The following is a 13,855-nucleotide window of genomic DNA, read 5'->3' as shown; positions in this document are numbered from 1 at the left end:
TTCGGAGGGGGTTCCCACGGCTTCCGTCCCGACCCGGGGCTCAGGAGCCCGGTGTGCTGCCGGGGGTCGGGGTGTCGTCGGAGTCGTTGCCGCCCGTGCTGCCGTCGTCGGATCCGCTCGAGCCACCGGGGCGCTGGCCGTCGCCGAAGCCCTGGCCCCCGCGCGGTGCGCGCTGGCCGTCGAAGCCGTCGTGCCTCATGCCACGATCGCCACCCGGGCCGCCCCAGGCCTGCTCGTGCATGCCGAACGGGCGCACCACGCTGTGGGCCACCCAGCCGCCGCCGAAGCCGAGCATCAGGACGACCACGCCGCCGACGACGCCGGCTCCGATGCGTGTGCCGGTGCGGCTCCAGAACGGTTTCGCCGACACCGGTACGGCAGCGGCTCCGGGGTACACCGCGGCGGGTGCGCCACCAGGCGCCACCTGATCGACGGGCGTCGTCGGGAGGATCGGGGTGGTCGGCACCGCGGGTGCGGTCGGAGTCCCCGGCGCCGGCGGAGCGGGCGGGGTCTGAGCCGCAGCGGGCGCCGTCGGCGCAGCATCCGGTGCTGCTGCCGGTGCGGCACCGGCGGCCGGCGTCGTGTCGGGAGCGCCGCCGTCGGCGGCCTCACCGGGGACAGAAGTGTTCTCGTCGTTCTCGCTCATGGGATGACTGTCGCGCCCGGCCGCCAAGAAAGCCCCAAGAATCCGGCATCCTGCGCGTTCTCATAGGAAGGGGATCGATGATTCCCAGCCTGCGGCCCGTTTGGGCGTCGTCAGGCTCGCGGAAGCGTCAGCAGGAAGGTCGTCCCGGCAGGGGAGGTGCGCTCCACCTCGACCGAGCCGCCGAATCGGTTCGCGACGTCGCGCACCAGGGCGAGGCCCAGCCCGAACCCGCGTCGCTCGGTGGACGCCGTGGACCGGGCGAACCGCTCGAAGACGCGCTCCGGGTCCATGTCGCCGAGCCCCGGACCGTGATCGGCGACTCGGATCTGCGCCTGCCGCCCCGATGCGACCGCGGTCAGCTGCACGCTCGTGCCGTCCGGGCTGTACCGCACGGCGTTGTCGAGCAGGGCGATCACGGCGCGCATGAGCGCCGTCTGCTCGGCGGCCACCTGCAGATCCGCGGGCGCCTGCACGTCGACACGCACGCCGCGCTCGGCGGCCCGCGGAGCGATCAGGGCGGCGGCGTCCTGCAAGGACTCGAAGACCGAGGCCGAGGCCGTGGCATCCGATTCCCGGCCTCCTGCGGTCTCGGCCGCCAGCAGCAGATCCGTGAGCACGGCATCCATCACCGCGGCATCCGCGCGCATGTCGGCCAGCACCCGTCCGACGTCCTCGCCCTGTCGCAGCCGGTGCTCCGCCAGCTGGATGCGGCTGTTCAAGGTGGTGAGCGGCGTGCGCAGCTCATGACTCGCATCCGCCACGAAGGCGCGCTGCACGCCGAGGGCCTCGGCGAGGGGCTCGGATGCCCGGCGCGACGCGTACCATGCGATGACGCCCAGCAGCAGCACTCCGATCACGCCCATCGCGATCACGACGGGCAGTACGTCGTCGAGGTCGAGGATGCGATCGCCGAGCGGCTCGCCTGGCCGGCCGTGCGAGCGCGGGCCCGGCCGGCTCGCGGTGAGAAGCGCGGTGATGATCGTGGCCGTCACCGCGGTCACCACGGCAGCGGATGCGATGCCGACCCACAGGCCCGTGCGCAGCGCGGAGCGCTGCACTCGCGCGCGATCGGCGGCGACGGCGTGGTCGGTGCGGGCGCTCATCGCGGCATCCCGCTGCGATAGCCGCGTGCGCGGACTGTGTCGATGATCTCGGGGGTCGTCTTGCGGCGGATGTAGTGCACGTAGGCGTCGACGGTGCCCGCCGAGCCGCCCGGGAAGAGGCTCGCGACGATCTCCTCGCGCGAGAACACGTGCTCGGGGCTGGAGGTCAGCAGCTCGAGCAGATCGGCCTCGGCCTGAGTGAGCGGCACGCGTCCGCCGTCGGGACCGTAGAGCACCAGGGAGGTCGTGGAGAACAGCCAGTCGCCGATCTCCCGGCGCGTGCCAGGCCCTCGCCCGCGCATCAGTGCGCGCAGCCGGGCGCGCAGCTCGTCGAAGTCGAAGGGTTTGAGCAGGTAGTCGTCGGCCCCGGCATCCAGGCCGCTCACCCGGTCGGCCACTGTGCCCAGTGCGGTGAGCATGATGGCCGGGGTGGTGATGTGGGCGGTGCGCACGGCCTGCAGCAGCTCGGCACCCGTCATGCCGGGGAGGCGCCGGTCGACGACCATCACGTCGTACCGCTGTCCGAGCGCGAGCTCCAGCCCGTGCTCGCCCGTGCGCGCGTGGTCGACGAGGTACTCGTCCGAGAGCACCTCCACGACGATCGCGGCGGTCTCGGCCTCGTCCTCGACGTACAGCAGCCGCGGCAGGGTGGACATGGGAACAGTGTGACAGAGCACGGCCCTTGCCATGCTGGGAGGGGGATAGCGTTGTCCCATGGTCAACTATCGCTATCTCGGCAACAGCGGTCTCAAGGTCTCGGAGATCACCTACGGCAACTGGGTCACGCACGCCTCGCAGGTGGGTGACGATGCCGCTGTCGCCACCGTGCACGCCGCGCTGGATGCCGGCATCACCACGTTCGACACCGCGGACACCTATGCCAACACCGCAGCCGAGGTCGTGCTCGGCAAGGCGCTCGCCGGTCAGCGCCGCGCAGGCCTCGAGATCTTCACCAAGGTGTACTTCCCGACCGGCCCGAAGGGCCCGAACGACACCGGCCTGAGCCGCAAGCACATCCGCGACTCGATCGACGGCTCGCTGCAGCGCCTCGGCGTGGAGTACGTCGACCTGTACCAGGCGCACCGCTACGACCACGAGACCCCGCTCGAGGAGACCATGCAGGCCTTCGCCGACGTGGTCCGCCAGGGCAAGGCGCTGTACATCGGCGTCTCGGAGTGGACCGCCGAGCAGCTGCGCGAGGGCCACGCGCTGGCCCGCGAGCTGGGCGTGCAGCTCATCTCGAACCAGCCGCAGTACTCCATGCTGCACCGCGTGATCGAGGGCAAGGTCGTGCCCGCCTCGGAGGAGCTGGGCATCTCGCAGATCGTCTGGTCGCCGATGGCGCAGGGCGTGCTCAGCGGCAAGTACCTGCCCGGTCAGCCGGTGCCGGACGGCTCGCGCGCCACCGACCCGCACTCGGGTGCGCACTTCATCCAGCGCTTCCTGCAGGACGACATCCTCGCGGCCGTGCAGAACCTCAAGCCGATCGCGGCCGAGGCGGGCCTGACGATGCCGCAGCTCGCGATCGCCTGGGTGCTGCAGAACCCGAACGTGGCCGCGGCCCTGGTCGGCGCCTCGCGTCCCGAGCAGCTCGCCGACAACGTCAAGGCCTCCGGCGTGAAGCTGGACGCCGAGGTGATGACCGCCATCGACACCGCGCTCGCCGGCGTGGTGTTCGACGACCCCGAGGACACCTACACGGTCTCCCCGAAGGAGCGCCTGGTCTGAGGCATCCGACTGCCCGGGGGTGCTTCGCCTGAAGCGCCCCCGGGCAGTCCTGCATCACTCCTTCACGGCGCCCGACGTCAGTCCGGCCACGATCCACCGGCTCGCCAGAGCGAACATCAGCATGGTCGGCAGGATGGTCAGCACGGCCGCCGCCGACATCGAGCCCCAGTCGATGTTGAACGTCGAGATGAAGCCGTTCAGCGCCGACGGCACCGTGCGGTTCTCGTCGGTGTTCATCAGCACCACCGACAGGAACAGCTCGTTCCAGCAGTTCACGAAGTTGAAGATGAACGCGGCGATGATGCCCGGCGTCATCACCGGGACGAGCACCCGGAACAGTGCGCCCAGGCGCGAGCATCCGTCGATCATCGCCGCCTCCTCGAGCGCGTCCGGCACGTTCTCGAAGAAGCCGCGCAGCATGACCGTCGAGAACGGGATGCAGATCGCGATGTACACCAGGATCAGGCCGGGCTTGGTGTCGACCAGGCCCAGGTCGCTCATCATCGAGTACAGCGGTCCCAGTGCGATGAACGCCGGGATCATCTGCGTCAGCAGGAATGCGATCAGCACCGCGCCCTTGCCGCGGAACTCGAAACGTGCGATCACGTAGGCGCTCAGCAGCGCGATCAGCGTGGCCACGGCCCCGGCGGTCAGCGCGACCAGTGCGGAGTTGCCCAGGAAGACCCCGAAGGCGCTGTCCTGGAACAGGCTCACGTAGTTCGCCAGGGATGGCTCGCTCGGCCAGTACTCGATCGGGTAGCGATTGATCGTGCCCGGCGCCTTGAACGAGGTCAGCGCGATCCAGTACAGCGGGAACAGCGTGATGATCAGCCAGAGCGCCAGCCCGACGACGCGCACCACGCCGCCGACGGTCACCGTGCGTGGACCGCGGGGAGCGGATGCCGGGTTCGGCACGGTCAGGCGCCGTGTCGCGTTGATCGGAGACGTCATCGTGGAGGTCATCGCTGCACCTTCCTCATCGCGACCAGGTAGAACGCGCAGAACACGAACAGGATGGCGACGACGACCAGTCCGATCGCGCTCGCGATGCCGTAGTTGCCCTGCTGGGTGTAGTCGATCATCCAGGTGGTGATGATGTGCGTCTGCTTGGCAGGCCCGCCGTTGGTCATCGCCCAGATGATGTCCGGGAAGTTGAAGATCCAGATCACCCGCAGCAGGATCGTCAGCATCAGCGTGACCGAGATGTACGGGATGATGATCGAGAACAGCTGACGGGCCTTGCCGGCGCCGTCGAGGCTCGCAGCCTCCAGCACGTCGTCGGGCACCGACTGCAGAGCCGCCAGGATCATGATGGCGAAGAACGTCACGCCGTACCAGATGTTGGCGGTGATCACCGCGAACATCGCCAGCTTGGGGTCGGCCAGCCAGGGCAGCGGCTGCGCGATGAGACCGGCCTTCATGAGCAGGTCGTTGACGACGCCGAACTCGGCGTTGAACATCCAGCGGAACAGCATCCCGATCAGGAATCCCGACACCGCCCAGGGGAAGAACACCAGCGCCTGGTAGAGGCCGCGGAACCGGAACCGCTTGCGCAGCGCGAGCGCGATCAGGAATCCGATCACCAGCTGGGGGACCAGGGAGCCGACCACCCAGAGCACCGAGTTCCACGCCACCTGCGGGAACAGCGGATCCTGGAAGACCGCGACGAAGTTGTCGAACCCGACCCACGGTGTGGAGGTCAGATCCCACAGGTTCCAGTCGTGGAACGCCATCCGTGCGCCCTGGAGCATCGGCCAGTACGTGAACCAGCAGACGAACACGATCGCGGGCAGCATGAACGCCAGCAGCGTCAGCGCCTGCCGGGAGCGGAACGGACGGCGCCGGGAGGCCCCGCCGGCCGTGCCGACGGAGCCTCCCTTCGAGTGCGTGCTCGTCACGACTCAGCCCTTCTTCTGGGACGCGTACTTCTCCGTCCAGAACTCGTCCCAGGACTTCAGCAGCTCGCTCGTCGACATGTTGCCGAGCAGCACCTTCTGCACGTCCTGGTCCGACTTCTGGATCCACTCGGTCCACCAGCTGACGCCGCGGGGCTGACGCACGTTGACGTAGGTCTCCGGGTCCTTCGTCATGGTGACGTAACTGCTCCAGGGGCCGGTCTTGTAGAAGTCGTCATCCGCAGCGGATGCGATGATCGGCACCAGGCTGTTCGCCTGGGCGAACTTCGTGGCGGGCTCCTTCGACGAGAGGAACTCGACCAGCTTGGTCGCGGCCTCCTTGTTGGCGCTCTTCTGTGCGACGCCCCACCCGGCGACGGCCAGCGGCTGGGCGGCCTTGCCGCTGGGGCCCACGAGAAGCGGGGCGGTGTCCCACTGGTCGGCCTTGAGCGACGAGGACTGCACGGTGGCGATCACCTCGGGATCCTGCAGGAGGAACGCGGTCGAGCCGTTGGTGAAGCCCGCCACCATCTCGGGGTAGCCCCAGGAGACGGCGGAGGGCGGTGAGGCCTTCTTGAACAGGTCGAAGTAGTCGTCGACCGCCTGCTGCGCCTCCGGGGCGGAGAACATCGTCTTGCCGTCCTTCAGCAGGAACGCGTCATCGACGTTGAGGTCGTCGATCGTGTACGCCTCGATGGCGGCGACCACGTTGCTGTTGGCGTTCTGGCCGCCGCGGAACGCGTAGCCGTAGATGTTCTTGCCCGGGTCCTGGATCTTGGACGCCTGCTCGAGCAGGTCGGTCCAGCTGTGCGGCGGGCCGTCGAAGCCGGCCTGCTTCACCAGGTCGGTGCGGTAGAACAGCGACAGGCCGTAGAAGCCGTAGGGAACGAAGTAGGTCTTGCCGTCCTCGGCGACCGATGCGGACTTGGCGTTGTCGGTCAGGTCGCCCCAGCCGTCCCACTTGTCGAGGTCGCTCTTCAGGTCGTACAGCCATCCGTTGTTCGAGAACGGCCCGACCGTGATGTCGCGGACCTCGAGCACGTCGACGCCGCGACCGGACTGCAGCATCTGCTGGATCTTCTGGTCGGCCTGCTCGGTGGGAGGCGAGACCAGGTTGACCTTGATCTTCGGGTTCTCCTTCTGGAAGTCGTCCAGCATCGAGCGGATCAGCTTGGTGCGGGCCGGGTTCGTCAGACTCTCGACCATCTGCAGCGTGACGGAGCCGTCGGTGGCGGGGGCGCCTCCGGATGAGCAGCCGGTCAGGGCGAGGGCGGCGACGGTGCCGATGCCCGCGGCGACCGTCAGGATCCTTTTCTTCATGTTGTGCCTCTCAATCGGGGTGTGGGATGTTGCGTCTGTTTGTCAGGAGATGGATGCCGAGGAGCGGATGCCGATGCCGGCCCGCCGGAGCAGCTGCGGCACGCACCGCTCGACGAACGCCTCGAAGTCGGAGGTCTCGGTGTAGAGGTGCACCGACAGGCGGTAGTAGCCGACTCCGCGGAAGCTGGTGAACGCCGTCTCGACGCCCACCTCGTCCAGCAGCTGCATGCGCAGCTCGTCGGCGTCCTCGCGTGTGGCGCCCAGGCCCTGGGGGAGGCGGATCAGGCGCATCGACGGCACCGGCGAGGGGAGCGGCGTCAGCGGATCGGTGTCGCTGTACGGGCGCAATGCCTCGGCGATCGCCTCCGCGCCGGCGTCCGCCATGCCTGTCATCGCCTCGCGGGCGGTCGCCCAGCCGATCTCCTGCTCGATGAAGTCGATCGCCGCGGGCGTGCTGAGGTACGTGGTGGCGTCGATCGTGCCCTGCGTGTCGAAGCGGCCCGGGAACGATTCGGGCGCTCCCCACGAGTCGATCAGCGGCCACAGCTCCTGGCGGTCGTGCGCCTGGGTGACCAGCAGCGCCGAGCCGCGCGGGGCGCACGGCCACTTGTGCATGTTCCCGAACCACCAGTCGCCGCCGCCGGCGACGGCGGCATCCGGGATGAGGCCGGGTGCGTGCGCGCCGTCGACGAGGGTGCGGATGCCGTGCGGCGCGGCATCCTCGGCGATGCGCCGGGTGGGGAGACGGCGGGCGGTGGGGGACGTGATCTGATCCACAACGATGAGCCGGGTGTGCGCGGTGCGGGCCTCGGCGAACAGCTGCACGACCTCATCGTCGGAGGCGGACAGCGGGATACCGACCGTGCGGACCTGTGCGCCGAAGCGGCGGGCCAGGCGCTGCGCGCCCATGGTGACCGCGCCGTACCCGTGGTCGGTGACGAGGATCTCGTCGCCCGCCTCGAGGCGCAGGGCGTTGTAGACGACGGTCGCCGCTGCGGAGGCGTTCGGGACGAAGACGCTGTCCTCGGGGCGGGCACCGACGAACGGCGCGGTGCGCTCCCGGGCCGCGCGCACGCGCTCGCCGATGCGCGGGAACCATTCCACCGGGTTGCGGTCGGCCCGGCGGCGGAGCTCGTCCTGGTGTGCGACGACCGGGGTCGGCACGGCGCCGAACGAGCCGTGGTTGAGGTGGATGATGCTCGGATCCAGGGGCCACGCATCACGCGCACGGGCGAAGGAGTTCAGCCGGAGTGGGGCGGCAACGGGGGTGTCCGTCATTGGTCCTCATCTGTCATTACAGCAAGTTGTTGCACAACCTTGCCACAATCGTCGCCGGAATGCGAGGGAAGTCTGCCCAGAAGTCAAAAGTTGTTATACAAATATGGAGGAGGGGTGAAATCCGTCAGAATTCAGGAGTCCGGCTCGAGGGGAGAGGGGCACGCATGAGCGCGCTCGACACGGCACTGCACGGCCTGCGTGCGCTCATCGCCGACGGCACGCTGCGGCCCGGCGACAGGCTGCCCAGTGAGGGCGAGCTGTGCGAGCAGCTGGGAGTCTCGCGCGGGTCGCTGCGGGAGGCGATCAGGATGCTCGCCGCTCTCGGGGTGCTGGAGACCCGGCACGGCTCCGGCAGCTATGTCGGCGATCTCCGCGCCGCCGACCTCATCAGGAGCCTCTCTCTGACCGTCGGACTGCTGCCCATGGAGGGCGTGCTGGAGCTGACCGAGCTGCGCAGAGCGCTCGAGCCCCATGTCACGGCCCTCGCGGCATCCCGGATCGACCGGGACACCCTGGAACAGCTGGAGCGACTCCTCGATGAGAACGAGGCGACGACGGACTTCGACGAGCAGTCCCGGATCGACCACGAGTTCCACATGACGATCGCGCGCGTGGCGGGTCAGGACGCGCTCACCAGCCTCATCGATGTGCTCAGATCGCGCTCCCGCTCATACCGCATGGCGAACTCCGAGGACGCGGCGGAGCTCAAGCTGCACTCCGATGCCGGCCATCGTGCGATCCTGCGCGGGCTGACGGACGGGGATCCGGTCGCCGCGTCGTCCGCGGCCTCGGCGCACGTCGCCTACACGGAGTACTGGGTCAAGAAGAACTCGGCGCTCAGCTGACCCGGTCCCGCGACTCGGATGCCCCTCTGCCGGGCGTCGTCACAGAGGCCCGAACATCGCGCCCGGGTTGAGGATGTTCTGCGGGTCGAGCGCCTTCTTGATGCGCAGGTTCAGCTCCAGCACGTCGTCGCCGAGGTAGTCGGCCAGCCAGGGCTGCTTGAGCCGCCCGATGCCGTGCTCGCCGGTGATCGTGCCGCCCAGCTCGATCGCGAGCGCCATCACCTCCCCGAAGGCGAGGTCGGCGTTGGCGCGCTGCTCGGCATCCGTCGGGTCCAGCACGATCAGCGGATGCGTGTTTCCGTCTCCGGCATGGGCGACCACGGCGATCTCGACGCCGCGCGCCTGGGCGATCGCGCGCATGCCGTCGATCAGATCGCCCAGGTGCGGCAGCGGCACGCCGACGTCCTCCAGCAGCAGCGCCCCGCGCTTCTCCACCGCTGGGATCGCCTGCCGCCGCGCCTCGATGAGCGCCTCGCTCTCGTCCGGATCGCTGGTCGCGTACACCTCGGATGCCCCGTGCAGCCCGCAGGTCTGCTCGATGGCCTCGATCTGCGCAGCCGCCACCTCGACGGACTCGTCCGACTGCACGATGAGCATCGCCGCCGACTCCCGGTCGAGATCCATCCGCATCATGTCCTCGACCGCGTTGATGGTGACGCGGTCCATGAACTCCAGCATCGACGGGCGCATGGCGGCCTTGATGTCGACCACCGCCCTGATCGCGCCCTCGACGGTCGGGAACATCGCGACGAGCGTGGTCGGCGTGCGCTGCGCCGGGACGAGCCGCAGGGTCGCCTCCGTCACGATCCCGAGCGTGCCCTCGCTGCCCACGAACAGCTTGGTGAGCGAGAGCCCGGCCACATCCTTCAGCCGCGGCCCGCCGAGCGTGATCGCGCGTCCGTCCGCGAGCACGACCGTCAGACCCAGCACGTAGTCGGTGGTGACGCCGTACTTCACGCAGCACAGTCCGCCGGCATTGGTGGCGATGTTGCCCCCGATCGAGCAGAACTCCTGCGACGACGGATCGGGCGGGTACCAGAGGCCGTGCTCGGATGCCGCCGCCTTGACCTCCGCGTTGAAGGCGCCCGGCTGCACCACGGCCATCTGCAGGGCGGGGGCGATGCGGATCTCCCGCATCCTCTCCAGCGAGATCACGATGGCCCCGTCGACGGCGGACGATCCGCCCGACAGCCCCGAGCCGGCTCCGCGGGGAATCACTCCGACCCCCTCCTGCGCGGCGATGCGCACGGCCGCCTGCACGTCCTCCGTGGTGGTCGCACGCACCACGGCGAGCGGGGTGCCGGCATCCGGATCCTCCGCGCGGTCGCGCCGGTACGCCTGCAGGGAGTCGAGGTTCGTGATGACGGAGCCGTCCGGCAGTGCGGCGATGAGGGCGGAGATCACGCGCGCGTCGCGGTCATCGGACATGGGCATCCTCGGCATTCCCGCCACCCACCTCGGCGGCGCTCCCACAACTGTGGCACATGCGGGGTGACGGCAGCGCGGTCACAGGATGCTGATGTCGACCTGCAGGTCGTGCGTGAGCCTCTCGATGTCGGCGCGCAGGGCATCCAGATCGGCGGATGCCGGTGCCGAGGCCGTCACGGCGGATTCGAACAGCCGCCCGCCGGCCATGGCGGCGTCGCGGGTCTCGGTGGTCATGCTGCGGATGCTGAGCGCGTGCGCGCTGAGCACGCCGGACACCTCGCGGACGATGCCGGGGCGGTCATCGCCCAGCACCGTGACGGACACGTGCCGCTCCTCGGGCGCCGTGGTCGCGTCCGATCCGGTGCTGACGGTCACCGCGAGCATCCCGTCGAGGCCGCGCAGGGCGTCGCGCAGCTCGTCGACGCGATCGTCCGCGACGGTCAGCTGGATGACGCCGGCGAAGGTCCCGGCGAGCTCGGCGAGGCTGCTGTTCTCCCAGTTGCACCCGTAGGCGCCCGTGAGATCGGCGACGGCGGAGACGAGTCCGGGGCGATCCGCTCCCGCGACCGTGAGGATGAGCGTGGTCATGCGCTCACTGTAGTCGCGAGGCCGTCGTCCTGTCAGGACCAGGCGCCTCCGGCCAGGAAGGCCTCCATGCGCGAGCGGTGCGGGGCCAGGTCCCAGCCCTGCGAGGCCACCCAGCCATCCGAGTAGTAGGTCTCGGCGTAGCGGGCGCCGCCGTCGCAGATCAGCGTGACGACGCTGCCGGTCTCGCCGGCGTCGTGCATCCGGCCGATCAGTTCGAAGGCGCCATAGAGGTTGGTGCCGGTCGAGCCGCCGGCCCAGTGCAGGGTGCGCTCGCGCAGCAGCCGGATGGCGGCGACCGACGCGGCATCCGGCACCTGGATCATCTCGTCGATCACGCTCGGCACGAACGAGGCCTCCACGCGCGGGCGGCCGATGCCCTCGATCCGGGACGGGCTGCCTGCGGCATCCGCGTCGCCCTTCCAGCCGGCGTAGAACGCGGAGCCCTCCGGGTCGACCACGGCCACCTGCGTGGCGTGGCGACGGTAGCGCACGTAACGGCCGAACGTGGCGCTGGTGCCGCCGGTGCCCGCACCGACCACGATCCATCGGGGGATCGGGTGCCGCTCCTCGGCGAGCTGGCTGAACACGCTCTCGGCGATGTTGTTGTTGCCGCGCCAGTCGGTGGCGCGCTCGGCGTAGGTGAACTGGTCGAGATAGTGGCCGTTGCAGCCGGCTGCCAGCCGGCGAGCCTCGGGGGAGATCTGGTCGGCGCTCTCGACCAGGTGGCAGTTGCCGCCGTAGAACTCGATGAGGTCGATCTTCTCCTGGCTGGTGGAGCGCGGCACGACGGTGATGAAGTCGAGCCCCAGCATCCGCGCGAAATACGCCTCGCTCACAGCGGTCGACCCGCTGGAGGACTCCACCAGGGTCGTGCCCTCGTCGATCAGTCCGTTGACCAGGCCGTAGAGGATCAGCGAGCGGGCGAGGCGGTGCTTGAGTGAGCCGGTGGGATGCACCGACTCATCCTTCAGATACAGGTCGATGCCCCAGTCGGCGGGCAGCGGGAACAGGTGCAGGTGCGTGTCGGCGGAGCGGTTGGCATCCGCTTCCAGGACCCGGATGGCGGAACTGACCCATTCACTCATGCTTCGAGCGTAGCGGGGCGCTCCGATCGGGTCAGTTGTCCGTGTAGCCGCCCTCGCCCGTGGAGCCGTCGTAGTCGAACGTGCGCGTCTCGAGTTCGATGTGGATGTCCTCGCCGAGCGGCTGCTGGGCGAGCAGCTTCGCCTCGACTTCGGCGACCTTCGCGGTGTACTCCCGGGCCTGCTCGTCGGTCACGCCCCAGATCGTCGCCGCCTTCAGATCGGTGACGATGTACAGGAACGCGGTCACCGCCGTGCGGTTGAACTCGTCGTCGGGGATCTTCTGCCAGAGCGACCCGTCGTCGCGCGCCGTGCGGTACTCATCGAGCTTCGCCTGCAGCTCGTCGCCGATCGTGGCGGCCGAACCCGTGGAGGAGCCTGCGCCGTCAGCCGGGTCCTCTCCGGAGCCGGTGGCGGTCGTGTCCGAATCCGACGTCGATGCGGGCGCCGGGCCCGAGCTGAAGTCGAACAGGTAGGCGGGGCCGACGAGCAGCATCCGGATGAGCACGAAGATGATCGCGACGCCCACGACGATCCCGCCGACGATCACGGCCGTGAGCCAGCGCTGAGAGGCCTGCTCGGGCTGATGGCCCGGTCCGGAGGCTGCCGGCGTCGCGGGGGAAGGCTGCCCGCCCCAGACCGGGGTCGGCGGCAGGCCGTACGACTGCGGGGCGGGGTTTCCGGGCTGTGTGGCACCGCGCCCCGGCGCGGGCTGCGGTGCGTACGGCGGTCCGGACGGCAGGCCGTAGGGCTGCGCGGGTTGTGAGCCGTAGGACCGTGCCGGCTGGGCGCCGTAGGGTGGCGCGACCGGCGATCCGTACGGCTGCGATCCGTATGGCGGTGCGGCCTGCGCGCCGTATGGCTGTGTCGCGTACGGCGGTGCGGGCACGGCGGGGAGGCCGTAGGGCTGCGCCGGCGCGGCGCCCCATGTGGGTGGGGCGGCACCCCATGTGGGCGGCGCGGGGACCGGAGCGCCGTCGGCGGATGCGCCGTAGGGCGGCGCGGTCGGCATCCCCGGGGGCGCCGTGCGCGCGGCATCCGTCGGCTCTGGCGGTGCAGGCGGGATCACCGGGTATCCGGCCCCCGACGCAGGTGCGTCTTCCTCGCGCATGATCGTCGTCTCCCCCTCGATCGCGTGTCGACTCAGAGAATATCCGCTGCCCGGCTCAGGGGATGCGGACCAGCGACCCGCGCGAGGCCTCCGGGCCGAGCTGGAACTCGAAGCGCGAGCGGTCGCCGCGATGGTGCGCGATGAAGAACTCGATCGGGGTGCCGGACGCGTCGCGGCTCACGCTGCGCAGACGCAGCAGCGCCGACCCGGCACTCACACCCAGCAGCTGGGCCTGCTCGTGGGTGGCGACCGTCGCCTCGGCGGAGCGCACGCCGCTGGTCGCGACGATCCCGTGCTCCTCGAGCAGCCGGTACAGCGAGGTCTCGTGCAGATCCTCGCCCAGGGTGACCGCGCCCACGGCCTCCGGCATCCACGTCGTGGAAAGGGACCAGGCGTCGCCGTCGACGTGACGCAGACGCGTCAGCACCACGATCGGCGATCCCTCCTCCACTTCGAGGGCGGCCGCGACCTCGGCATCCGCCTCGATGGTCTCGTGCCGGAGGATGTCGCTGTGCACGTGACCGCCGCGGCTCGCGACCTCGTCGTACAGGCCGACCAGCGTGTGCACCAGCGACTCGCTGGTGCGCGGGCGCGCGACGAAGGTGCCCTTGCCCTTGACCCGTTCGACGAGGCCCTCGTGCTCGAGCTGCGCGAGCGCCTGACGCACGACCGTGCGCGAGATCCCGTACTGCTCGCACAGCCGGTGCTCGCCGGGCAGCGGATCACCCGGGTGCAGGCCGTCCTGCTCGATGTGGTCGATGATCAGCTGCCGCAGCTGGTCGTACATGGGTGTGGCCGAGAGCCGGTCGATTCCCCCCGTGGTCATCATGC

The 13,855-nt window shown here is 69.8% G+C and carries 14 protein-coding genes; 2 read left to right on the top strand and 12 right to left on the bottom strand.

Features of this window, described 5'->3' with window-relative positions:
- Positions 1 to 40: 40 nt before the first annotated feature.
- From MIAR_RS16010 to MIAR_RS16000, 3 genes are all read right to left on the bottom strand, one after another.
- Positions 41 to 646, bottom strand: a complete 606-nt coding sequence (locus MIAR_RS16010) for a hypothetical protein (protein ID WP_285637966.1) — start codon at positions 644 to 646, stop codon at positions 41 to 43.
- A 110-nt stretch (positions 647 to 756) separates the two neighbouring features.
- Entirely contained in the window at positions 757 to 1,749 is a 993-nt protein-coding gene (locus MIAR_RS16005; RefSeq protein WP_285637964.1) for a sensor histidine kinase, read from the bottom strand.
- Positions 1,746 to 2,405 (bottom strand): response regulator transcription factor, encoded by a 660-nt coding sequence (locus tag MIAR_RS16000; protein ID WP_285637962.1) that lies wholly within the window; start codon positions 2,403 to 2,405, stop codon positions 1,746 to 1,748. Before MIAR_RS16000 ends, MIAR_RS16005 begins: the two co-directional genes overlap by 4 nt.
- A gap of 58 nt (positions 2,406 to 2,463) precedes the next feature.
- On the opposite strand from MIAR_RS16000, the gene MIAR_RS15995 reads away from it, so the two are divergent.
- Positions 2,464 to 3,477, top strand: coding sequence for an aldo/keto reductase family protein (locus MIAR_RS15995; protein ID WP_285637960.1), 1,014 nt, complete (start codon positions 2,464 to 2,466; stop codon positions 3,475 to 3,477).
- Between the two features lie 54 nt (positions 3,478 to 3,531).
- Here MIAR_RS15995 and MIAR_RS15990 read toward each other — a convergent pair whose 3' ends face one another.
- From MIAR_RS15990 to MIAR_RS15975, 4 genes are read right to left on the bottom strand one after another with little or no spacing between them, the layout of a single operon-like run.
- Positions 3,532 to 4,440, bottom strand: coding sequence for a carbohydrate ABC transporter permease (locus tag MIAR_RS15990; RefSeq protein ID WP_285637958.1), 909 nt, complete (start codon positions 4,438 to 4,440; stop codon positions 3,532 to 3,534).
- A complete protein-coding gene (locus MIAR_RS15985) occupies positions 4,437 to 5,375 on the bottom strand; it encodes a carbohydrate ABC transporter permease (protein ID WP_285637956.1) in 939 nt (312 codons plus the stop codon). Before MIAR_RS15985 ends, MIAR_RS15990 begins: the two co-directional genes overlap by 4 nt.
- Positions 5,376 to 5,378: 3 nt before the next feature.
- Positions 5,379 to 6,692: an ABC transporter substrate-binding protein gene (locus MIAR_RS15980; protein ID WP_285637954.1), complete on the bottom strand. Its 1,314-nt coding sequence runs from the start codon at positions 6,690 to 6,692 to the stop codon at positions 5,379 to 5,381.
- A gap of 42 nt (positions 6,693 to 6,734) precedes the next feature.
- Complete coding sequence (locus MIAR_RS15975) at positions 6,735 to 7,970, bottom strand: aminotransferase class V-fold PLP-dependent enzyme (RefSeq protein ID WP_285637952.1); 1,236 nt, start codon at positions 7,968 to 7,970, stop codon at positions 6,735 to 6,737.
- 164 nt (positions 7,971 to 8,134) lie between these two features.
- Between MIAR_RS15975 and MIAR_RS15970 the strand changes: the two genes are divergently transcribed.
- Complete coding sequence (locus MIAR_RS15970; RefSeq protein WP_285637950.1) at positions 8,135 to 8,815, top strand: FadR/GntR family transcriptional regulator; 681 nt, start codon at positions 8,135 to 8,137, stop codon at positions 8,813 to 8,815.
- A gap of 39 nt (positions 8,816 to 8,854) precedes the next feature.
- Here MIAR_RS15970 and MIAR_RS15965 read toward each other — a convergent pair whose 3' ends face one another.
- The 5 genes from MIAR_RS15965 to MIAR_RS15945 form a co-directional block, all read right to left on the bottom strand.
- Positions 8,855 to 10,243: an FAD-binding oxidoreductase gene (locus tag MIAR_RS15965; protein WP_285637948.1), complete on the bottom strand. Its 1,389-nt coding sequence runs from the start codon at positions 10,241 to 10,243 to the stop codon at positions 8,855 to 8,857.
- A gap of 78 nt (positions 10,244 to 10,321) precedes the next feature.
- Positions 10,322 to 10,831 (bottom strand): glycine cleavage system transcriptional repressor, encoded by a 510-nt coding sequence (locus MIAR_RS15960; RefSeq protein ID WP_285637946.1) that lies wholly within the window; start codon positions 10,829 to 10,831, stop codon positions 10,322 to 10,324.
- A 32-nt stretch (positions 10,832 to 10,863) separates the two neighbouring features.
- A complete protein-coding gene (locus MIAR_RS15955) occupies positions 10,864 to 11,916 on the bottom strand; it encodes a PLP-dependent cysteine synthase family protein (RefSeq protein ID WP_285637944.1) in 1,053 nt (350 codons plus the stop codon).
- 31 nt (positions 11,917 to 11,947) lie between these two features.
- The gene (locus MIAR_RS15950; protein WP_285637942.1) at positions 11,948 to 13,024 is read right to left on the bottom strand and encodes a hypothetical protein; all 1,077 of its coding nucleotides are present in this window, start codon (positions 13,022 to 13,024) and stop codon (positions 11,948 to 11,950) included.
- A 55-nt stretch (positions 13,025 to 13,079) separates the two neighbouring features.
- A complete protein-coding gene (locus tag MIAR_RS15945) occupies positions 13,080 to 13,853 on the bottom strand; it encodes a GntR family transcriptional regulator (RefSeq protein ID WP_285637940.1) in 774 nt (257 codons plus the stop codon).
- Between the last annotated feature and the right edge of the window lie 2 nt (positions 13,854 to 13,855).

Source organism: Microbacterium arabinogalactanolyticum (genome assembly GCF_030268005.1).
Lineage (GTDB): Bacteria > Actinomycetota > Actinomycetes > Actinomycetales > Microbacteriaceae > Microbacterium > Microbacterium arabinogalactanolyticum.
Note: the sequence above shows the minus strand (reverse complement) of the source record. Positions and strands in the feature narration are given on the sequence as shown.